We start from the raw sequence: 21,838 nt of genomic DNA, 5'->3' as shown, positions 1-21,838 counted from the left end.
CGTGCCCGTCACCCAGATCACCCACAACGACCTCGACGGCTACGGGGCCGCCACCGTGGTCGGCGCCTTCCGCGCCCAGGACCGCATCGTTCACGTGGCGCGCTACGGCGATGTCGGACCGGTGGTCGAGGCCGAGCTGAAGCGTCTCGACAAAACGCCCGAGCCGGAGCTCCTGCTCGTCACCGATATCGGCCTGGAGGCCGTGGCGGTGAAGTTCATCCGCAGCTTCGCGGCGCTCAACCGCCGCCGGGGGGAGGGGCGCCACCACCGCCTCGTGGTGCTCGACCACCACGCCTCCTCGATCGACCAGCTTCGCGAGGGCGGCCTGCCGCCCGTCCCCGATCCGGAGCACCCCTCCCTGAGCCGGTTCGACCTCGGCGATCCCGAGATCGCCGTGCTGATCGACGGGAATGCCTGCGCCACCCGCATGGCGCTCGAGCACCGCGCCCTCTACGCCGGGGAGGCGCCCGAGCCCGGCCCCGACCTCGCGGCGCTGGTCGAGGCGGTCGACGCCCTCGACCTTTGGCAGAAGGGGCGCCCCGCCTTCCCGGGCGGCCTCGCCCTCGACGAGATCTTCTGGGACAACGTCTCGACCCTGGTGCCGCTCGGACATCCCTGGCACGACCGCTTTGTCGGCGGCCTGCTCCTCGCCGTGGCGGGGCTGTTGCGGGCCGGCGCGAGCCCGGCCGAGGTCGAGGCGCAGGTCGGCGCCCTGCGTCTGAGGCTCACCGACGCGCTGATGGCGGGCGACCCGGAGGACGATCCGCGCCTCACCACCCGCATGCGCGTCGCCCGGGCGCTCGCCCGCTCGGACGCGCTGTTCCACCGTCTCTCGGACGGCACGCTCCTCTCCTTCGGGCTCGATTCGGGCACCTTCCAGCGGGTCTCGGACCTCGTCATGGCCGGGGGCCGGGCGCGCCGCGTCGTCAACGTGCAGCGGGTCGGCACGCTCTCCTTCCGCTCGAACGACGAGACGGCGCTCGCCGGGGCGCGCCTGTTCCGCGGCGGCGGCCACAAGGACGCGGCCGGCGGCAAGCTCCAGAGCGGCTCCGCCTTCTCCCTCGCCGACGCGGTGGCCCAGGTCGAGCCGGTCCTGAATCCGCCGGCTCCGGACCCGGCCTCCAGCCCCTTCGCGGCCCTGCGCGGCTGGAAGGGCGGCGCCTGATCCGACCGCCGGCACGGGAGCCCCCACCGAAGGCGTAGTGCAGCCTACCTTAATTGGGGGATGCACGGAGCTGCGGGCTGGTGAACGTGGACCCTGCCGCGAGACGCCCCCGGCCCCCGGCGCCGCGGCGGAGGGTCACGTCCGCGATGCTCGTCGGCATGCCGCTGCTGCAAGTCCTCGATCGGTTGGGCTGCGGCGGCATCATCCTGTCGACGGGGGGGCAGGTGCTCGCGGTGAATGCCGGCGCGCAACGCATCCTGCAGGAGACCTTCGGCCTCGCCGACCCCGAGGTGGCGAGCCTCGACGGCGAGGGGCGCGAATTCGTGAAGCGGCTGTTGCGCCGCGGCCGCACGCGCATCCATCTGGACGAGGACAGCTGGATCCTGATGGAACGGGAGGGCAGGCGCCCGCTGATCATGAACGCCACGCCGGTTCCGGTGCTGAGCGAGGATGGCCCGCACACCGTCCTGATGCTGCTCGACCTCGACGCGGCCCCGCAGACCAACCGCATCGCCCTGGAGCGGATCTTTCGCCTGACGCCGACCGAATCGCGCCTCGCCACGATGCTGGCGAACGGGGCGACGCTCGCTGAGGCGGCCGAGGTGCAGGCTGTGAGCGTCGCCACGGCGCGCACGCAGCTCAAGGCGATCTTCGCCAAGACGCACACCCACCGCCAGGCCGAGCTGGTGATGCTGATCTCGCGTCTCTCGGCGCTGCCCTGGTGATCCTGATCCCGGCGGATCGACCGATGCGGTGGGGGAGGCCCTAGCGCCCGGCCAGGCAGCCGGGGTCGAGCAACTTCTCCGCATGCGCGCTCGGCGCGCGATAGGCCAGCAGGGCGAAGTCCCGCGCACGGCCCGCGGGCGCGGCGCCTCCGACGGGCACCACGCCGCCCGCCGGCAACGGGACCATCGCGAGGCTCACGTCGCGCAGGCTCATCGAGCGGCCCGGCAGGTGGGGGAGGGTGGCGAAGGGGTTGAAGGCCGGCAGGGTCTGCGCGTCGACCCGCAGCGCGTAGAAGCGGGTACCCCTCAGGCGCACCGGCAGAAGACTCCAGGTGCTCCCGACATGGTCGGCCACGCGCTGCAGGGCATTCGTGACGCCCGGCTGCACGCAGGCGAGGTGGATGTGCAGCTGGTCCTGGCTGCGCCCGCCGACCGAGTTGACGGCGAGCCCCACATCGTCGGGGGCGAGCCCCTCCCGCGCCGCGTCCGAGACGAGGTGGCGCGCGGCGAGCGCCGCCCGCCAATAGGCGGCCCCGGCCGGCCCGGTCAGCACCGGCGCCTCGACCCCCGACACGGTCGCGGTCGGCATGACGACGAAATGGGTGCGCTCCCCCGGCGCGCGCAGGATCGCCGTGCCCGGGCGCCCCGGCGCGCCGAGATCGACGGCGACGCAGGGGAAGGCCCGGTCCGCGTAGCGCTTGGCGAGCACGCAGGTCTTGAGCGCCGCCCAGAGCACGTCGCGGGTCGGGTCCGGGCCGGCCTTGGCCGGGTCGATCGTCGCGAGGGCGGCGGCGAGCAGCAGGACGCGGCGCATCGGGTCTCGAGTCGCGGGGGCCCGCTCAGCCGGGCGCGAGGGCGGCCTGCCTCGGACGGGACGGGGCAGCCGGAGCAGGCAGATAGGAGCGGCTCCAGGCCTCCAGCATCAGGAGGCGCCAGAGCAGCGTGCCGAAGCCCCGCCCCTCCGGCCGCCGCGCCTGCGCGAGGATGCGCTCGATTCCCCCCTCCGTCCAGACCGCGAGGCCGAGCGCGCGCGGATCGAGCAGGCGCGCGCGGGCGAAGGCCTGGCCCGATCCGGCGCGGAACCAGTCGTCGAGGGGCACGCCGAAGCCCCGCTTCGCGCCGGCCTGCACGGGCTCCGGCAGCAGGCGGCGCGCCATCGCGCGCAAGGGGAGCTTGCCGGACCGCCCGTCGAGGAGGCAGCCGCGGGGCAGGCGGGCGGCCCACTCGACGAGGCGCACGTCGAGGAGGGGCGAGCGCACCTCGATCGCGTGGGCCATCGAGGCGCGATCGACCTTCACCAGCACGTCGTCCGGCAGGTAGAGGCGGTAGTCGAGCGCCTGCTGGCGGGCGGTGAGCGGCGCGCCGCGGCTCTCCGCCCAGCGCGTCCAGAGGGGCGCGCCGCCCCGCCGGAGGGCGGCGCGCAGGCGGGGATGGACGAGCTGGACCAGGGCCGGATCCTCCGGCACCTCGTCGAAGGCCGCCGCGCAGCCGTGATCGGCCAGGGCCAGCTTGTGCAGGCGGTGGCGGGCGAGCGACAGGTCCGGGACGAGGCGGCCGACCTGCCGCAGCACCGGCCCGACCCGGCTGCCCAGGGCGATGAGCCGCTGCCGGCGCAGGCTCTCCACGGTGCGGCGGTAGCCGCCGAAGGCCTCGTCGCCGCCATCGCCCGAGAGGAACACCGTGGCATGGGCGGCGGCGGCCTCGCAGAGGGTGTAGGTCGGCAGGGCGGAGGGGTCGCCGAAGGGCTCGTCGAAGACCTCGCCGAGCCGGTCGAGGGTCTCCAGCCCGCCGATCGGCTGCTGCACGACCCGGTGGTCGAGGCCGGCATGGCGCGCGCTGAGCGCGGCGAGGCCGGATTCGTCGGCGCTCGCCTCGTCGAACCCGACGGTGAGGGCGAGCGGGCGCACGCCCTCGGACCGGGCGGCAAGGCTCGCGACGAGACCGCTGTCGATCCCGCCCGAGAGGAAGACGCCCACCGGCACGTCGCTGCGCAGGCGGATCCGCACCGCGTCGGCGAGGAGGTCCTCGAGATCGTCCGTCTCGGCCCCCGTGAGGGGACGCGCGGCGGGGTCCGGATTGAGGGCGAGGTCCCAGTAGGGGCGCGGCCGCGCCGCGCCCGGATCGTCCAGCGACCCGGCCATCAGGTGACCCGGCGGCAGCTTGGCGAAGCCTTCGAAGATGCAGGTCTCGCTCGGCAGGTAGCCGAGGGTGAGATACTGCGCCAGCGCCTCCGGATCGACCTTGCGATCCTCGCCGGGCCAGGCGAGCAGCGCCTTCAGCTCCGAGGCGAAGCGCAGCGAGGACCCGTCCTGGCGGTAGTAGAGCGGCTTCACGCCGAGACGGTCGCGGGCGAGGATGAAGCGGCGGCGGCGGGTGTCGACGAAGGCGAGGCCGAACATGCCGTTGAGCCGCGACAGCGCGGCCTCGCCGTGACGCATGAGCAGCCGCAGCAGCACCTCGGTGTCCGACGAGCCGACGAAGCTCGCCCCGTCCCATTCGAGCTCGCGGCGCAGCTCCACGTAATTGTAGATCTCGCCGTTGAAGGCGAGCCAGCAGGCCCCGTCGGGGCTCTGCATCGGCTGGTGCCCGGCCGGGCTGAGGTCGAGGATGCTGAGGCGGCGGAAGCCGAGGGTCCAGCCGTCGCCGCCCTCGATGCCGACATCGTCGGGCCCGCGATGATGCAGGCGCTGCGTCATGCGGGCGGTGAGGCCGCCGGTATCCTGAGCCCCGGGCTCGATCCAGCCGCAGATCCCGCACATGAGCGCGCTTCCTAACCGACGAGGACGGCCTCCGGCGCGTCGGCCGGAAGGCGGTGATAGGCCCGGTACCAGTCGACGAAGCGGCGCACGCCCTCGGCGAGCGGCACCGCCGGCACGAAGCCGACGGCGCGGGCGAGGTCGGCGGTGTCGGCGCGGGTCTCCGGCACGTCGCCCGGCGGCCGCTCGCCGTCGCGGCGCTCGGCGCGCCGCCCGAGCGCCGCCTCGATCAGGGCGATCAGGTCGTTCAGGGCGTGCGGCGCGTCGCCGCCGATATTGTAGATCCGGTAGGGCGCCGCGGCGGTGGCGGGGTCCGGCGCGCGCGATCCCCAGTCCGGGTCGGGGCGCGGGGGCAGGTCGAGGATCCGCACCAGGCTCTCGACCACGTCGTCGATATAGGTGAAGTCGCGCAGCACCCGCCCGCCATCGGCCACGGTGATCGGCCGGCCGTTCGCGATCGCGTCGGTGAAGGTGTAGACCGCCATGTCGGGCCGGCCCCAGGGGCCGTAGACCGTGAAGAAGCGCAGGCCCGTGGCCGGCACGCCGAAGAGGTGGGCGTAGCTGTGCGCCATCAGCTCGTTGGCCCGCTTCGTCGCCGCGTAGAGGCTGACCGGGTGGTCGGCGCCGGCATGCTCCGAGAACGGCAGCTGGCGGTTCGCCCCGTAGACCGAGCTGGACGAGGCGTAGACGAGGTGCGCGACGCCCTGGTGGCGGCAGCCCTCGAGCACGTTGAGGAAGCCCGTCACGTTGGCGCTGAGATAGGGATGCGGCTCGGTCAGGGCGCGGCGCACGCCGGGCTGGGCCGCGAGGTGGACGACGCGGTGCGGGCGGTGGCGGGCGAAGACGCGCTCCGTCGCGGCCGCGTCCGAGAGGTCGGTCTCGACGAGCGTCGCGTTCGGGAAGGCGCGCAGGCGCTCGAACCGCGCCCGCTTCAGGGCGACGTCGTAATAGGGCGTCAGGCAGTCGAGCCCGACGACCGGCACCCCGTCCGCGAGCAGCCGCCGCGCCACATGGTAGCCGATGAAGCCGGCCGCTCCGGTGACGAGGACGGCCCCGGTATGGCGGGGAGAGGCTGGCATGGGTCGTCTCCTGGGGCGGCCCCGGGGGCGGGACGTTCGGTCTCCGGCAGCCCCTCGCGGGGCGGGGCTCCCGGAGCGGTGCTCAGCCGTTGGCGATGCGCTCGAGGCGCGCCTGCTTGAGGAAGATGATGGTCTTGCGGTTGGGCAGCATCGATGATGCCGCGGCCCTTCAGCTCGGTCAGGCAGCGGGACACCGTCTCGAGCGACAGGCCGAGATAGTCGGCGATGTCGAGGCGCGGGATCGCGAGCTTCAGCACCTCCGGCTCGGAGCCGCAGCGCGGCAGGTGCTCGCGCACGCGCAGCAGGAACCAGGCCACCCGGCTGAGCGCGCAGCGCCGGCTGATGCCGCGCAGGAGATGGACGAGCTCGCCGAGCACGTGCTCGTCGGTGCCGCTGTTGGGGGCCGCCGGACGATCGGGCGGCGGGATCCGGAACAGGCAGGGCGTCACGGTCTCGACCGTGTAGCACAGGAGCCGGCCGGCGCTCGGACAGATCACGGTGCCCGGCCAGAAGAAGGTCAGGATCTGGCGCGCCCCGCTCTCGCAGAGGTGGACCGCGCGCGCCACGCCCTCGACGATCTCGATCTCCTTTCCCGCCGTCTCGCCCTGCCAGTACAGCACGTGGGAGCGGTCGACCCGGGTGAGGGCGCTCAGTCCGGTGGCGGGCGCCGGCACGGGCGGCAGGCGCAGGGCGCGCTCGTGCAGGGCGAGTTCAGGGCCTCCGGGCAGGCCGGCCGACTGGGCAGCGGCGCGGGAATCGCGCCGAATCAAATTAACCTTGAAATCGACTTGAGGGCCTTCAAATTTGCTCGGATAAATGATATCGGAATTACGTAAGTACCCATCTTGATCTAGGTAGGGTTGCAAAGTAGACATTGGACAATACTCCAATAACGTAGCGGAATGTTTCACCAAAAATAAGCCGTGTATATAGTTAAAAAGTTCTATACTCATCTATACTATAGATCTAGAACTAAATATCAAATATGTTAGTTTTGCCCTCAAAGGCCGCATTGCAATATACCATACTAGATCGTTTGGATTGCGCCTAGGTCTGGATAGGCTCCATCGTAACGGATATGCGCCGGCAATCCCGTGCCCGTGCCGCGGCCGCCAAGCCGGCTCGCCGCGGAGGGACGCAGGAAGGCGGTGGCCGGGAGCGCGCCGTCGGGCTTGCGCGGCCCCCGCGCCTCCCGGTCGTCGAGGCTCGCGAAATCGCTCGCATCGAAGCTCAGGACCGGCGCGAAGCTGTTCCAGGGCGTCCGGTTCCGGGCGTTGTGGCTCTCGTAGGCCAGCCGGATCCGGACCTCGTTGCGCGGTTCGGTGGCGAAGGCGATGTTGTTGCAGAGCCGCGTCCGCGCGTGGTGCTGGAAGATGTAGGCGAAGCCGGGTTCGCCCAGGGCGCGGTCGGTGTTGCAGCCGTTGTTGAAGGCGGTGTTGTTGAACACCGTGTGCGGCTCGGTGCCGCCGTTGTAGCCGTTGTCGTCGAAGCCGGCGACCTTGTTGCACCAGGCGAGGCAGCGGGTGACGGTGTGGCCGCCGTAGCGGGCGCGGCTGCCCTGGCGGCGCCCGCCGAGCTTGAACCCGACGCCGTCGCCGCCGGCATTGAGCGTACCGTCCGCGTGGCAGCCGTTCTCGAAGGACCAGTTGCCGTCCACGAGATAGCCCGTGACCGAGCGGTCGTCCTCGCGCGGCGAGGTCACGAAGAAGTCGAAGCCGTCGTCCCCATTGCGCCAGGAGCGGTTGCCGCTGACGACCGTGCCCGTGCTCTCGAGCAGCGCGATCTGGAAGCCATCGGCGTTGCCGCCGGTGGCGGCGGGCCCTCCGCCGCGGTTGCCGTGCGAATCGCAGTTGCGCACCGTGTTGGCCTGGCCCACGCCGTAGAGGCCGAGCCCGACGCCGTGCTCGTCGTTGAGCCAGCCGTTGTCGCGGGTGACGCAGCGCTCCACGAGCAGGCCGTCATGGGTCCCGTTGACGTGGATCCCGCCCATCGGGCCGTTGCAGACGGTGAGGCCGCGCAGCTCGACATGGGGCGCATCCCAGAGCGCCAGCGGGAAGCCGCCGGCCTGCCGCCGGCTCGCCCAGGCGAGGTTCCGCCCCGTCGGCGGCCGCATCCCGCTCCCGTCGATCACGGGCGTCTCGCCCGGCAGGCTCTCGATCCGGACCGGCCGGCCCGGCCGCCCGCCATGCCCGACGAGGAGCCATCCGGAGGGGCCGCCGAGGCCGTAGGTGCCCCCACGCATGAGGATGGTGTCGCCGGGCTCGGCGGCGGCGTAGGCGCGGGGCAGGCTGGCGAAGGGACGCCCGAAGCTGCCGTCGCCCGCCTCGTCCGAACCGCCCGGTGCGACGTGGCAGACCTTTCCGCCCGTGGGCGCAGCCGGGCTCGCGGGCGGCGGCGATTTGAGGAGGCGCGGGGCCGCGGCCGTGGCGACGAGGCCCAGTCCGGCACCGAGGAGGAGGCGGCGGGTGGGCATCCTACACGCTCCGCCGCTGCCGGAGCCGGGCCCCGGGTCTCAGCCGGGCGGCGGCCCGGCGCCCGATCCCGGCGAACGCGCCGAGCCCGTAGCTGAGATGGAGCGTCGCCAGGGTGAGCGGCAGGGCGAGGAGGTGGGGCCCGCGCTCGCTGCGCGCCGCGAGCGCGGTCGCCGCCAGCAGGCCGCCGAGATAGAGCGCGAGGCAGGCCGCCAGCAGGCCCCGCGCGGGCGCCCAGACGAGGGCGGCGGCGCCCGCGGCGAGGAGGAGGCTCACCAGGGCCAGCGGCGCGAGGTGGTGGGCCGAGACCGCCCCCGGATTCTCGAAGAGGGCGCGGGCGACCCCCTGCCCGTTGCCGCGATACTGCCGGGCCAGGGCCCGGAGCGTGCTGCGGGGCCGGTACTCGGCCTTGGCGTCCCCGGCCACGTAGAGGCCGAAGCCGAGGGCGCGGACGCGCTGGTTGAAGTCGTTGTCCTCGGCGCGGGGCAGGTCCTCGCGCATCGGCCCGACCCGATCGACCACGTGGCGCCAGTAGCAGCCGTTCCAGATCGTGGCCGCCCAGCCCCCGCCGCCCTCGCGCCGGAAGCGGGCGACCCCGATCCCGAACGGACTGCGGTGGGCGGCGACGATGGCCCGCCCGACGAGGGTCCGGGCCTCGGCCGGCCGGGCGACCGCCCCGACGCCGCCGGCGCCGGTGCGCAGCAGGGCCGCGACGCAGGTGCGGACGAGGTCGGGGCCGTAGGCCGCATGGGCGTCGAGGCGCATCACCACGTCGCCGGTGGCCCGCGCGAGCGCCCGGTTGAGGCCGGCGGCCGTGCTGCCCGCCGGATTGTCGAGGAACCGGATGCGGGCGTCGCGCGCCGCGTGCCGCGCCAGCGCCTCGCGGGTGCCGTCGGTCGAGCCGCCATCGACCATCCAGATCTCGTGGATCGCCGGGTAGTCCTGCGCCAGGATGTCGGCCACCAGGCCGTCGAGCGCCGCGATCTCGTCGCGCAGGGGCACGAGGAGGCTGACCCGCGGCTCGCGGGGGGCCGGCGGCTCGGGATAGGCGGCGAGCGCGGAGCGTTCCGGCGCGCCGCGCCGCGCGCCCGGCGGGGAGGCCCCGTCCCGTCCCCCCCCGGCCACGGCGTGGCGGATCGCCTCGAGCACCCGGTCGCGGTTGGCCTCCAGGGTGTTGGCGGCCATCAGGATCCGCCCGCGGCTGGCGAGGTCGGCCCGCAGCGCCCCGTCCTGCACGAGCCGCTCGATGGCGTCGGCGAGCGCCCCCGGCTCGCGCGGCGGCACCAGCAGGGCGGTGTCGCCGTCGCGCAGGAAGGCGGGGACGCCGCCCACCGCCGTCGCCACCACGGGCAGGCCGATCGAGAGGGCCTCGTTGAGAACCTGCGGGAAGCCCTCGGTGAGCGAGGGCAGGACCATGGCGCCCGCCTGCTCGTAGAGGGCGAACAGGGCCGGGCCGTAGGGGACGTAGCCGTGGAAGGTCACCGCGTCCGACAGGCCGAGGCGCTGGACGAGCGCCCGCAGCTCGCCGTCGAGGGCGCCGGTCCCGACCACGTCCACGTGGCAGGCGAGGCCGCGGCGGCGCAGCTCGACCAGGGCCGCGAAGAGGTAGGCGTGGCCCTTCTCGGGGGCGAGGCGGCAGGTGCAGATCAGCCGGGTCGGGTCGGTGCCGACCCGCATCCGCGAGAAGGCCTCGAACGCCTCCTGGGACACGAGGCAGACGCAGTGGTTCCAGACCCGCGCCGCGCCGCCGCGATAGGCCTCCTCCATCTCCGCGCCGACGGTGAGCACGGTGCGGCCGCGCGCGAGGCGGCGGAAGTCCCATTCGAGGACCGAGGCCGCGGCGAGGGCGGCGAGGCGCTTGAGGCCGCCATGGGCGCCCATCTGCTCCAGGAAGTTCTGCCGCACCACCGGCAGGACCGGCACACCCTGCGCGATGCAGAGGCGGGCGATCATCTGGCCGATCGGGTGCGGGCCGCTGATCAGGATCGCGTCCCAGTCCCGTGCCTCGGCCGAGACCGCGCGGGCGATGCGCCCGTAGATGCGCGGATCCGCCCGCCAGAGCCGATAGAGGTCGGGGTAGTAGGGAAGCGGGCAGAGGGAGAACAGCTCCGGGTCGAGGGCGTAGGGCGCGCGTCCCGGCCGCGGCGCCTCGCGGCCGATCAGGACGATGCGGTCCACCGTGCCCGACAGGCTCTCCAGGAACAGGGCGTAGGACTCGTCGGTGAAGAGCCGGCCGTCCTCGCGCCAGAACACCTGATCGACGAACACCGCGAGTCTCATCCGGCCTCTCCCTGGTGCCTTGCGGATCGTCGCCGCGGTGCCGAACGTCTTACAAGCCGTTGGATCTACGTATATTTCTCTAGAACCGCGTCCGCGCCGGCCGCGCTGCGCGCCGCGCCCGGATCGCACAGGCGCCAGAGCGCGTCGGCGAGGCGGGCGGGGTCGTGGGCGCGGGCGGCCTGGGCGCGGGCGGCCTCCCCCATGCGGCGGCGCAGATCCGCGTCCCCGGCGAGCCGGGCGACGGCCTCCGCGAGGGCCTCCGTCCCGAAGCCCGCCACGAAGCCGGTCTCGCCGTGGCGGAGGATGTCGGCGATGGCGTTGACCGGCGTGGCGACGCAGGGCACCCCCGCCGCCATCGCCTCCAGCACGACGTTCGGCATGCCCTCGTGGTCCGAGGAGAGCAGGAAGATGTCGGCCGCGCAGATCAGGGCGCGCGCGTCCGGCACGGAGCCGACGAAGGCGATCCCCGGGTCGAGCCCGAGCCGCGCGGCCCGGTCGCGCAGGTCCGGCAGGCAGCCGAGATCGGCCCCCGCGATCGCGGCGCGCACCGGTCTGTCGCGGCCGACCCGGGCCACCACGTCGAGGAACCGCGCGAAGTTCTTCTGCGGGACGAGCCGGCCGACGCCGACGACGAGGATCTCCTCCGCGCCGAGGCCGAGCCGCTCGCGCCACGCCCGCCGCCAGTCCGCCGCCTGCGCGGCCGGGATCGGCTCGACGCCGTTCGGCACGTAGGCGGAGGCCCCCCCGCGGGCCGCCAGGGCCCGGTGCGTCTCGCGCGAGTTGCAGACGGCGAGCGACAGGCCCGCGACGCTGGCGCGGGCCCAGAGGGCGCGCCCCCGCTCGGGCAGGTCGGAGAACAGGCTGTTGCGGAAGGAGCCGACGCGGTGCGTCCCGAGCCCGACGAGCGCCAGGGCGAAGGGGTTGGTGTAGGACGACCACGAGAAGAACGCGACCGGCCTCTGGCGCCGGACGGCCGCGCGGAAGCGCAGGAGCTTCAGGGGGGCCGAGCCGGTCAGGAGGACGACCGGCACGCCGAGGGCGCGGATCGGCGCCTCCCAGAATCCGAGCTCGCCCGACACGTAGAGGGTCGGCGCCCAGAGGCGGCGGTCGCAGCGGGCGAGGAACAGGTAGAGCTGCCGCTCGCTGCCGCCCTGCGACAGCTGGCCGATCATCACGGCGATGGGCCTCGGCCCGGCGCCGCTCCCGAGCCCGTCGCGGTCGGTGCCGGAGGCGGGGGGCCGGCCGTGCCGGCATGTCGGGCGCTCAGGCACGGCGGAGCTCCGGGCGGGCGACCTGCGAGGTCACGTAGCTGTACTTGCCGGAACTGAGCGCGGGGATCGTGTCGACGAAGTCGTACTCGATCGTGCAGCGGGGCCCGAGGAAGTGCCGCAGGGATTGCGAGATCTCCTCGATCGCGCCCTCCGGCGGCGGCCGGAGCGTCATCAGCTTGATGAGCACGTCGTCGTAGCCGCGCTGCACGATCTGGAACTTCGAGATCCAGCCGCCGCTGAAGCGCACCGAGAGGAAGTACATGAACAGGATGCCCGGCACCGTCGAGCCGTCGGCGCGCACGAGCGCGTCGACCGCGCGTCCGGTCACCGTCTCCATCACCTCGACGGAGGGGGTCGGCGCCTCGACCGCGACGCCGACCACGGCGCGGTCGCCGATGCGGTAGCGGATGAGCGGCATGGCGTGGTTCGTCAGGCAGGTGACGAGCACGTCGCCCTCCTCGCCGGGCCGGCAGGGCTCGCCCTGCGCGTTCACCACCTCGACCCAGTGCGTGTAGCTGAACACCTCCAGGCCCTTGGCGCCCGGGCGCTCGCCCGCGAAGCTGCCGACCTCGCGCGAGCCGTAGCGGTTGAGCACGGGGCAGCCGAAGGCGCGCTCGACCTCCTCGCGGATGAACGGGTAGAGGGTGGCCGCGCTCGAGACCACGGCCTTCACGGGCGGGACCCGGATGCCGTTGGCGTTGATGTGGCGGGCGAGCTCGTAGATGCTCTCGGCGTAAGCCTCGATCACGACCGGGCGCACCCGCTGGATCTCGGCGACGTAGCGCGCCACGTCCGCCTGGCTCATCCGGAAGGCGTTCTGCAGGGTCTGGTTGCGGACGAAGTTGCTGAGCTTGTTGCGCCAGCCGTCGCCCTGCTGGGCCATGTCCCGGTCCGAGCCCCAGAGCCGGATCAGGGGCGTGCCGGTCTCACGCCCGGCCCAGGCGTAGTGCATGTCGATGGCGGCGAAGCCGAGATCCTCGTAGGCGCGGTCCTGCAGCACCCGGACGGGCTCGCCCGTGCTGCCGCCCGAGCTGTTCGCGTACCAGGCCCGGGTCGCGAGGTCGTCGCTGGTGAGGGCCTCCTGCTGCGTGCGCAGGATCTCCCGGGTCAGTTCCGGCACCGCGCGGAAGCGCGTGAGGTCGACCCGCCCCTCCGTCACGACGCCGCGCTCGCGCAGGAGCGTGCGGTAATAGGGCACGTGCTCGGCGGCGTGGCGCAGGAGGTCGGCCAGGCGCTCGGCCTGGACGACCCGGCGCTCCGCCACCGGCCGCCTGTGGAAGGCGCACAGGTGCTCCCGGTGCTCCGGGACGCGCGAGCGCATGACGCGCCGGTCGTAGAAGTCGAGCAGCGGAGCACGCCAGTTGAACATGAGATTGTCTCCGCGATCAGTGATGGGAACGGGGGGGCCATCCTGGGATGGCCGAGAGCGCCCTCGGGCCGGCTCCGAATCCGTGTCGCGACGCGCTCTCATGCGCCGCATCGGCCTGCGCTTCGGAACGGAGCGCCCTAGGCATCGGCCGCCTCCAGCCGCCGGAAGGGACGCGCGGCGCCGCGCGCACGGCCCGCCCGGCTCCGGGCCTGGGCCCTGGCGAGACAGGCCGGCAGCAGCAGCAGGGCGAGGAGCAGGAAGAAGATCGGATTGTTCTTGATGCCGCCGGCCTTGAACCACGAGCCCATGAAGCCCGCCGCGGTGCCGGCCACGATCATGTGGTAGCCGTCCGGCGCCCCCGGGATGCCGGCCCAGGCCCGGCGCGAGGTCGCGAAGCTCCACAGGGCGGCGAGGATCGCGGCGACGTAGAGCGCGATGCCGACCACGCCGATATCGACGCCGACCTCCAGGATCGGCTGGTGGCTCGGGAGATCCATCCGGTGGTTGAAGATGCCGGTGATCGAGGCGATGTAGTCGTGGAGCGCCGTCGGCCCGTTGCCCACGCCCGCCCCGGTGAAGGGCTGGTCGCGGATGAAGTTCAGGCTGGCCTCCCAGAGATCGCCGCGCCCGCCCGTCTCGCCGCCATCCTCCTCGGAGAACCGCTGCAGCACGATGCTGAACAGGGCCGGGGCCACCATCAGGCCGCCTGCGCCCAGGGCGAGGCCGACGAGGCCCCAGGGCCGGGTCGAGCGGGAGAGGAGGAACGCGAACAGGATCAGGACGAGGGAGATGGCGCTGCCGCGCGACCCGCTGAGGGCCACGAAGGCCAGGGTGCACAGGATGTAGACCACGCTGAGCACCATCAGGACCGCCCGCCGCAGGCCGGTGCTGCGCAGGACGGGCCAGAGGATGCCGGGCAGCATCAGCAGCAGCACGACCCCGAGACTGTTCTCGTTCATCTCCAGCACGCGCAGGCGGCGGACGAAGTCGTAGTTCGTGAACAGGACGGCGTGGAACGAGGCCAGCACGATCATCCAGCCGAACAGGCCCATGGTCATCATCAGCCGGTCCAGCGCCCGCAGCGAGTCGACCTGGCAGATGAGCAGGAAGAGCAGGATGAAGCTGATCAGCCACGCGATCAGCTCGCGCCGGCTGGCGACCGGATCCGCGGCCCAGAACATGGTCAGGACGGCCCATCCGATCAGGAGCGCCAGCAGGACGCAGGCGGCGGGCCAGTGGCTGTGACGGTCGGGCCTCGCCATCCATCCCGCCAGCGCGCTCAGAACCATGCCGTTCGTCGCCACCGTGTAGAGCGGCTCGACGCGCAGGCCGACCGGCAGCAGGACCAGGACCAGCGCCGCGTTGAGAGTCAGCAGCGGGTGATCCAGCAGATAGATCAGCACAGGTATCGCGAGCGCACCCGCGATCAGCATCGTCCCAATCATCGAATCACACCAAGCAACGTCTGATGAAATTCCACGCAACCTCAGAGAGGCAAATCATTATAGCAGGTTAATTTTCAAATTTTGCACAAAAAACAGAAACTCTGACCACCGAATTTTGAGAGAACACAAACAAAACAGGTTCTGTTCTAATCCGCACTCACGACAAAAGCACTATGTGCAACGCACAATTCGTTGATGACTTAAGACCTCGAATTAGGCCAATGCAGGCGCCTCAGATTGACGGATGTCAAATTTCCCATTTTCCTACGTTGAACGCACCATCAGAGCAGAATTCCGAGCTATGCATCCGCTCGATCTTGAGCCGGATCGTGATAGGCGCCCGGGCCCGCCTCCGTCGGCGCGGCCCTCGCCGCATCAGGCGCTGCGGTCTCGCCCGACCGCGCCGCGCAGCACGCGACGGTCCGCCCCCGTCAGCAGGAGGGCGTAGGCGCCGACCCCGTAGGCGAGGGTGACCAGCGTGACCGCCGCCGCCAGCGAGACCCAGGACGTCAGGGCGTACAGGTCGCAGAGGAGCCGCCCGGCCAGGGTGACCGCGGCGAGACCGATCAGGGGCGCGGCGAGCGGCCGGATGAAGGCGAAGGGCGACAGGCCGACGACGCGCGCGCAGTAGGCCGGGATGACCAGGGAGTTCTTCAGGCACCAGACCAGGGCCGTCGCGGCGGCGATGCTGGCGACGCCCCAGCCGCTCCAGCGCGCCAGCGCGAGCGCCACCCCCAGATAGACCAGGCCGGCGCCCACCGAGATGAAGGCCTGCACCCGCACCGCGTTGTAGGCCGTCAGGACGTAGAAGAGGACCCGGGTCGAGAGGGAGATGGCGAGGTGCCCGGACATCAGCGCGAGCACCAGGTCGAGATCGGCGAAGGCCGGGCCGAGCCACAGCGACAGGAAGGGATGCCCGAAGCCGCAGATGATCCCGGCGGGCAGGGCGAGGCCGACCCCGACCAGCCGGACCGCGCTGCTGGCGAGGCGCTCGATGCCGAGCCGGTCGCCGGCCGCGTAGCGCGCCATGATCTCCGGACTCAGGATCGGCACGACGATCTCGGCGATCGCCGTCACCAGGGTGGGCAGGAGGATGAGCGAGCCGTAGCGCCCCGTCATCTCGGCGCCGAAGGTGAGGTTGACGATCACCAGTTCGAGCTGCGTCATGAGCAGCGCGCCGAACATATTGATCGTCGACCACTTGGTCAGGCCGACGAGGTCCCGGACCCGATCGGGCTGCGCATGATGCGGCCTGAACGCGAGCTGGGGCGCGAGGCGCCAGCAGATCAGCATCTCGCAGGTGAGGCCGACCGCGGCCGAGATCAGGAGGGCCGCCCCCACGATCCAGAGATTGGCCGGCCAGACCGCGAAGCAGATCACCACGACGCCGACCCGCGCCGCGAGGGTCGCCGTGCGCGCGAGATTGCGCAGGTCGAAGCGATGCAGGATCTGCGTCGGCGTGCCGAACAGGCCCGAGAAGATCGCCGCGATCGTGGTGAGGAACATGCTCGCGAACAGGAACCGCGCCTCGCCGACCGGGGTCGAGAGATGGAAGACCGCGGGCAGCAACCAGACGCACAGGGCGGACAGGACGAGGAGCAGGAGGCAGGTGCCGGAGATCAGGACGGCGGCGCTGTTGAACGTCCTCTGCGCCGCGGCGGCGTCGCCCCGCCCCATGTCGATCGCCAGGAAGCGGAAGGCGGAGGTGTTGAGGCCGTCGGACAGCATGACGGCCTGCATCACCACGGCATTCGCCAGCGGCAGGATGCCGTAGGCGGCGGGCCCGAGATGGTGGACGAGATAGGGCACGTACCAGACCATGAGTCCGGCGCTGAAGACGAAATAGGCGAGGTTGGAGGCCGCGTTCACGATGAAGCGGACGCGCTTGGCGGCGTCCGAGGGCAGGTTCGGCCCCTGCGTCAGAGCGCTCGTGCTAGACACGCCCCGGCCCTCCCGTCCCGGTCGGAACCCGCGCTTGCGAGAGGCGGACGACGTTCAGGCGCACGGGCTGGGACCGCCATGTGACCGGGATCGATGACCGCGGCGTGCGTCGCCTCGCTCGAACAATACGACGCATCGGTGCTCGCGGATGGTTGCTCGGCGCTCGAGGCCGCTCTCGGCAAGCTCGGCTTCCAGGCTGCGATCCGCGTGTACGGCAGGCAGCCGCGAATCGTGTTGACCGCCGTCAAATTCCGGCGCGGTTGCCCCGCAGGCCCACCAGGGCCCGGCCGGCCCGACGCACGGCACCCGCCGCGAGGGCCCGGACATCCCAGTTCCCGTGGATCGGCAGGTCGGAATAGTCGTAGGACGGGAAGCCGTTGTGCAGGCGGCACCGGAGCCGCATCTCGGCCTTGCTCGCCGCCTTGAAGGGATGCCGGAAGATCCATGCGCCGAGCCGCGCGTTGATCCTGTCGATCCGGATCGCGGCCTCGGAGAGATCGTACACGCCGGGCGCGCCCCCCTCCTGCCAGCGCGTCAGGACCAGGCTCGCGAGCGTGAGCTTGCCGTCACGGAGCTCGAAGGTCGGCACGAGCGACTCGCGATTGCGGATCGCGTGCTCGATCGGCACCGTGGAGATGAACTGCCCGTCCCGGAACAGGCTGGCATTGACGGCGTCGAAGAAGAAATTGCCGATCCCATGGAAGATCCATCGCCCCTTGTAGAGCTCGTAGGATTGGATCACGTGGGCATGGCAGCCCACGACCGCATCGGCACCGGCCTCGACGGCCAAGCGCCCCAGCCTGATCTGATCGGGGACCGGATAATGCGTCTGCTCGCAGCCCCAGTGCAGCAGGACGACCACCGTTTCCGCCTTCCGCTTGGCGTTCTGGATGCCGCGGCGCAGGGTCTGCACGGACAGGGGGGCGATCCCGGGATCCGCCGGGGTCGCCAGGCAGAGGGGGTTCGTCGTCAGGCAGCAGAGCGCGATGAAGGCGATCCGGCCGTCCGGCCGCTCCAGGACGAACGGCTCGAGCGAGGCCTCCAGATCGTCCCCGTACCCGACCGTCCCGATCCCCGCCGCCCGCAGGGCGTCGACGGTGTCCCGCAGGCCCGACGGCCCGGCATCCCCGGCATGGTTGTTGGCGATCGTCGCCACGGACAGGGCCCGCAACGCCTCCACCGCCGTCGGCTTCACGCAGAGTGAGGCCCACTTGTAGGGGAAGTGGCTCTTCCTGTCGGTGAGCGCGCATTCGACGTTGCCGACCAGAGCCGTCTCGGGGCCGACCGCCTCCTGCACGGCCGAGAAGATGTTCTGGCGGTCGGGCAGGCCGACGCCGTCGTTCAGGTAGATGTCGCCCAGAACTGCGAACCGCATGGATCCCACACCCTTCCTGTCAATTCCCGCCGCGCTGGCGCGGCGTCAGCCGAAGCGCAGCGAGGCCGGTCCGGCCTCGGGCAGGCCGGCTTCGCGTCCCTTGGCCGGGTGCGGCTGGAGGCCCCGCTCGATCGTCGGACAGGCCCAGCTGATCGCGTTCCGGACCAGCGCCTCCGGCGAGACGTAGCCGTTGTAGTAGGCGCGGTTTGCCGACATCATCTCGTAGCGATACTCGGCGTCCCGCATCAGGACGGCGCATTTCTCCACGCACGATGCCGCGGAATCGAAGGCGAGGTAGTTCGTGCCTTCGCTCATCGGGCCGGGCACCTGGAAGCGCATCGCCTCCGCCACGATCGCGCGTCCCTTCGCGACGAACTCCGCGAACTTCCATCCCGTGGAATCGTGCAATCCGCTCGTGGCGACGCAGATCTGGTGCGTGTCGACCAGCCTCAGAAAGGAGCGCCGGTCGGTCCGCAGCGTGGCTGGCGTCACGCAATCCGGGAAATGGCGTTTCGCGTGCGGGCTTGCCAGCAAGCCGCCCGTGAAGCTGTCCCCGAAGGTGCGCCGCAACTCGCGGACGCAGTCCGCACGCATCGCGTTGATGGCGTCGAGATGCCGATGGTACTGCGCATCGAACTCGCACGGGTCCCAGGTCCGTGCGAGAAACAGGATCCGCGGCGGGGCGGGGAGCGATATCCGCGCCTGGCGGTCCTTGTTCGGGCTGAAGGTGTAGGGCCGCGGCAGGCCGAAGACGCGGAGCACGCCGCGCACCCGTGAGACGGCGCTCTTCGACAGGACGATCGACCTGTACAGCGCGCTCGCGCTCAGAAAGGGCGGTCGCGCCTCGTAGTTCAGCCCGAGGGGCCTGATCTTCGGGAACCGGGCATGCGCCGAACGGCAGAAGCTGCGCTTGAAGTAGACGATACAGGCGTCGTGCAGATTTTCGAAGACGATATCGCTGTCGTTCAGATCGAAGACGACATCCCCGACGCCATCCAGCCGCATGACGACGATCTGATAGAGGGCGGAGTATTCCGTCCTGCTCGTGTGGTCCATGTTGAAGACGCTCAACCCGTCATATCTGTATCGGATCTCCAGACAGCCGAGGCGCCTGAGGATCTCGAACCCGGCCAGCACCTGCTGGTTGTGGTCGTTGTCCCCGAAGGGAAAGACGGAAATCTTCATTCTCGGTTCCTCCCCCGACGGCGACGCAGCCTGATCCGGAGCGATCAAGCCCCCCGACCTGGACTGCCGGAACACGGCCTGCCCGCAGCGGGACGGGCCCGGAGCAGGACCTTCCCGAGAGGCCCCTCTCCGAGCCGCACCGCTCGACGAACGCCGCGTGATCGGGACCCGGCGCTCACGGGCTGCCGACGGCGCAGCGTCTGAGGCTCTCGCAGACCACGTCCCGCGCATGCCGCGTCCGGACGTAGTCGAGCCCGCGCAGCCCACAGCGCCGGTTGAGCGCGGCGTCGCGCACGAGGGCCTCGGCATCGCGCGCCAGGGCGTCCGTGCCGCCGCTCACCAGGCCGAGCCCCTCGCGGGCGATGACCCCGCCGGGATCGACCGAGAGGGACACGACCGGCACGCCGGCGCTCCAGGCCTCCAGCATCGTGTTGGGAAAGCCCTCCGCGTCCGAGGTGTTCACCAGCACGCGGCTCGCCCCGATCACCTCCAGGACGGCCTCGGCGCGCATGTCGCCGAGCATCCGCAGGTTCGGCAGGGCGGCGGCCCGGCGCTCCAGCCCGGCGCGCAGATCCGGCGGCATGAGCGGATCGTAGCCGCCGACCACCGCGATGCCGAGGGACGGGCGGGCCTCGGCCAGATCGAGCAGGCGGTCGAGGCGCTTCTCGGGACGGATCTTGGCGACCCAGACGATGTCGTGGCGGGCCGCATCGAGGTCGCGCGGCCCGGCGCGGACGCTGCGCAGGATGTTCGGGACCAGCATCGCCCGGCGGCGCAGGGCCGGGGCGAGGGCGTCGCGCTGGGCGGCATGCTGGACCGCGATCCGGTGGGCGGCGCGCAGGCCGAGGGCGTGGGCCGGGCCGTGGAACCAGCGGCGGTGGTCGTAGGCCGTCCAGCCGCGGGTGTGAAGGTCGTGGGCGAGGGCATAGACGAACCGGCCGCCCGGGCGGCTGCGGGCGGCGAGGCCCAGCAGGGCCAGGAAGTCGCTCGGCAGGCGCGCGTAGAGCACGTCGGGCGCCTGCACCCGGAGCACCCGCCAGAAGGCGGCGAGGCTGCGTGGGCGCCGCCAGGCGGGCGCCGCGTCGAGGCACAGCACGCCGGCCCGCGTCTCGGGCGGGCGGGCGCAGTGCCCGTCCCCGTAGATCAGGCTGACCGCGTGCCCCTGCGCGGCCAGGGCGGCGGCGAGATGGGCGACCTGGGCCTCGGCGCCGCCGGAGGTCCGCGAGTCGCCCTCGAGGACGCGCAGCGAGCGCTCGCCCGGCGAGAAGAAGCACCAGCGGCTGCGGGCCGCTTCCGGGATCGCTTCCGGGATCCGGACGGGCTCGGATCGGAGCGCCTCGCGCCGGTCGCCGAGGGCGCTCATGGCCGCCGGATGAGGGCGTAGCGGCCGCCGCGCTCGAAGGCGGCCTCGCCCTCCTCCAGCTTGACGCAGAGGCTCTGCACGAGGAGGGCGGCCTCGGTCCGGTTCTTCACCCCGAGCACCCGCATGAGGGCGCCGGCATGGATCTTCGTCGTCGCCTCGGAGATGTTGAGACGCCGCGCGATCTCCTTGTTCGGCAGCCCCTCCGCGATCAGGGCGAGGACCTCGCGCTGGCGCGGGGTGAGCTTGTCGATCTCTTGGAAGGCCTTCTGGGTGCCCCCATAGGCCGGAGCCTCCAGGGCCGGGCGCGCGGGAGCGGCACCGAGGCCGGGCGCGCCGGCCGCCGGATACTCCTCCCGCACCGGCGGGATGTAGACGCGGCCCGACAGGATGTCGGAGATCGCGCCGATGATCTCCTCCTCGCCCTGCGACTTGAAGATGAAGCCGCTGAAGCCCGCGGCCAGGATCTTGAAGACGTCGTGCTGGCGCCCCGCGGCCGAGAGCAGCGCGAAGCGCACGCAGGGATAGAGCGCGCGCAGGATCTTGAGCGTGTCGAGCGAGGTCACCCCGGCGAGCTGGGGATCGACGAGGACCACGTCGATCGGCCTCTGGTCGAGGATCGCGAACATGGCCTCGTAGGACTGCGCCTCGACCACTTCGAGGGATGGGATGGCGGCCTCGACGGCGGCCCGAAGCCCGCTGCGATAAAAGCCCTGGCTATCGGCAACGAGCAGACGCCTCATCGATGGCTCCATCGGGATTGACCCGAACTCCCGAAAACAAAATCTTTGTCTAGAAAATTTTGCGCCAAGGACATGACTGAATAGGAATATTATCAACCTAAGTAAATTTCCCACTCAATGCTTATATGCTGCCTCGCCACCGGTCAAATTCAATCAAATTCATTATGTGGATAGCTAGGTTTTATCCGCACCAATGAACAGATTCTCGTTTGTCCCGCATCCTCAGCGATAGCGCGCGACGTCATTTGATTTCATTATCTGCTGCACTGCGAAACGACATGACGGCACGCTTTTGCTGCGACGCAGTATCTTATGTTACCCCCGTATCCACTTCAGCCACGAGCGTTTGATCGGAATGCTCCGGCACGCCGACGCCACGGTAGCGGAAGCCGTGCCGCGCGGCGGTCGCGGCGTCGTAGATGTTGCGCAGGTCGACCAGGACCGGCGCGGCCATGATGCGCCGCAACCGGTCGAGATCCAGCGCCCGGAAGGCATCCCACTCGGTCACGATGACGAGGGCGTCGGCTCCCTCCGCGCAGGCATAGGGATCCTCCGCATAGGCGAGCCCCGGCATCAGCGCGCGGGCCTGGTCCATGCCCTCGGGATCGTAGGCGCGCACCCGGGCGCCGGCATCCTGCAGGCCGGCCACGATGGCGAGCGCCGGCGCGTCGCG

General features: G+C 71.6%; 17 protein-coding genes. 2 read left to right on the top strand and 15 right to left on the bottom strand.

Going from position 1 to position 21,838, the window contains the following annotated elements:
* The first annotated feature begins 1 nt into the window (after position 1).
* Positions 2–1,165 (top strand): dimethylmenaquinone methyltransferase, encoded by a 1,164-nt coding sequence (locus MET9862_RS13110; RefSeq protein WP_142583403.1) that lies wholly within the window; start codon positions 2–4, stop codon positions 1,163–1,165.
* 158 nt (positions 1,166–1,323) lie between these two features.
* The gene (locus MET9862_RS13105) at positions 1,324–1,890 is read left to right on the top strand and encodes a helix-turn-helix transcriptional regulator (protein WP_244612701.1); all 567 of its coding nucleotides are present in this window, start codon (positions 1,324–1,326) and stop codon (positions 1,888–1,890) included.
* A gap of 40 nt (positions 1,891–1,930) precedes the next feature.
* Here MET9862_RS13105 and MET9862_RS13100 read toward each other — a convergent pair whose 3' ends face one another.
* From MET9862_RS13100 to MET9862_RS13030, 15 genes are all read right to left on the bottom strand, one after another.
* Positions 1,931–2,704: a CDP-diacylglycerol diphosphatase gene (locus MET9862_RS13100; RefSeq protein WP_142583401.1), complete on the bottom strand. Its 774-nt coding sequence runs from the start codon at positions 2,702–2,704 to the stop codon at positions 1,931–1,933.
* A 25-nt stretch (positions 2,705–2,729) separates the two neighbouring features.
* On the bottom strand, positions 2,730–4,649 hold the full coding sequence (gene asnB, locus MET9862_RS13095) for an asparagine synthase (glutamine-hydrolyzing) (RefSeq protein ID WP_142583400.1): 1,920 nt from the start codon (positions 4,647–4,649) through the stop codon (positions 2,730–2,732).
* Between the two features lie 11 nt (positions 4,650–4,660).
* The gene (locus MET9862_RS13090; protein ID WP_244612704.1) at positions 4,661–5,656 is read right to left on the bottom strand and encodes an NAD-dependent epimerase/dehydratase family protein; all 996 of its coding nucleotides are present in this window, start codon (positions 5,654–5,656) and stop codon (positions 4,661–4,663) included.
* Complete coding sequence (locus MET9862_RS30080; protein WP_244612700.1) at positions 5,602–6,495, bottom strand: Crp/Fnr family transcriptional regulator; 894 nt, start codon at positions 6,493–6,495, stop codon at positions 5,602–5,604. The genes MET9862_RS13090 and MET9862_RS30080 overlap by 55 nt, the downstream gene beginning before the upstream one ends.
* Before the next feature lie 257 nt (positions 6,496–6,752).
* Positions 6,753–8,198, bottom strand: coding sequence for a right-handed parallel beta-helix repeat-containing protein (locus MET9862_RS13080; RefSeq protein WP_142583397.1), 1,446 nt, complete (start codon positions 8,196–8,198; stop codon positions 6,753–6,755).
* A gap of 1 nt (position 8,199) precedes the next feature.
* Positions 8,200–10,476 (bottom strand): glycosyltransferase, encoded by a 2,277-nt coding sequence (locus MET9862_RS13075; protein WP_142583396.1) that lies wholly within the window; start codon positions 10,474–10,476, stop codon positions 8,200–8,202.
* A 65-nt stretch (positions 10,477–10,541) separates the two neighbouring features.
* Positions 10,542–11,747 carry a glycosyltransferase gene (locus MET9862_RS13070; RefSeq protein WP_142583395.1) on the bottom strand — a complete coding sequence of 402 codons (1,206 nt, stop codon included), beginning with the start codon at positions 11,745–11,747 and terminating at the stop codon, positions 10,542–10,544.
* Complete coding sequence (locus MET9862_RS13065; protein ID WP_142583394.1) at positions 11,740–13,116, bottom strand: phenylacetate--CoA ligase family protein; 1,377 nt, start codon at positions 13,114–13,116, stop codon at positions 11,740–11,742. The genes MET9862_RS13070 and MET9862_RS13065 overlap by 8 nt, the downstream gene beginning before the upstream one ends.
* 137 nt (positions 13,117–13,253) lie before the next feature.
* Positions 13,254–14,549 (bottom strand): O-antigen ligase family protein, encoded by a 1,296-nt coding sequence (locus MET9862_RS13060; protein WP_185156858.1) that lies wholly within the window; start codon positions 14,547–14,549, stop codon positions 13,254–13,256.
* Between the two features lie 387 nt (positions 14,550–14,936).
* On the bottom strand, positions 14,937–16,502 hold the full coding sequence (locus tag MET9862_RS13055) for a lipopolysaccharide biosynthesis protein (protein ID WP_142583392.1): 1,566 nt from the start codon (positions 16,500–16,502) through the stop codon (positions 14,937–14,939).
* A 244-nt stretch (positions 16,503–16,746) separates the two neighbouring features.
* Entirely contained in the window at positions 16,747–17,877 is a 1,131-nt protein-coding gene (locus MET9862_RS13050) for a CapA family protein (protein WP_142583391.1), read from the bottom strand.
* A gap of 45 nt (positions 17,878–17,922) precedes the next feature.
* A complete protein-coding gene (locus tag MET9862_RS13045; protein ID WP_142583390.1) occupies positions 17,923–19,062 on the bottom strand; it encodes a hypothetical protein in 1,140 nt (379 codons plus the stop codon).
* A gap of 175 nt (positions 19,063–19,237) precedes the next feature.
* Positions 19,238–20,425, bottom strand: coding sequence for a glycosyltransferase family 4 protein (locus MET9862_RS13040; protein WP_142583389.1), 1,188 nt, complete (start codon positions 20,423–20,425; stop codon positions 19,238–19,240).
* A complete protein-coding gene (locus tag MET9862_RS13035; RefSeq protein WP_185156857.1) occupies positions 20,422–21,165 on the bottom strand; it encodes a LuxR C-terminal-related transcriptional regulator in 744 nt (247 codons plus the stop codon). Before MET9862_RS13035 ends, MET9862_RS13040 begins: the two co-directional genes overlap by 4 nt.
* A gap of 310 nt (positions 21,166–21,475) precedes the next feature.
* Positions 21,476–21,838: UDP binding domain-containing protein (locus MET9862_RS13030; protein WP_280178966.1), on the bottom strand; the 363-nt coding region annotated here is incomplete at its 5' end.

This window comes from Methylobacterium symbioticum (assembly GCF_902141845.1).
GTDB lineage: Bacteria > Pseudomonadota > Alphaproteobacteria > Rhizobiales > Beijerinckiaceae > Methylobacterium > Methylobacterium symbioticum.
The sequence above is the reverse complement of the archived record's forward strand: the minus strand, read 5'-3'. Positions and strand labels throughout refer to the sequence as shown.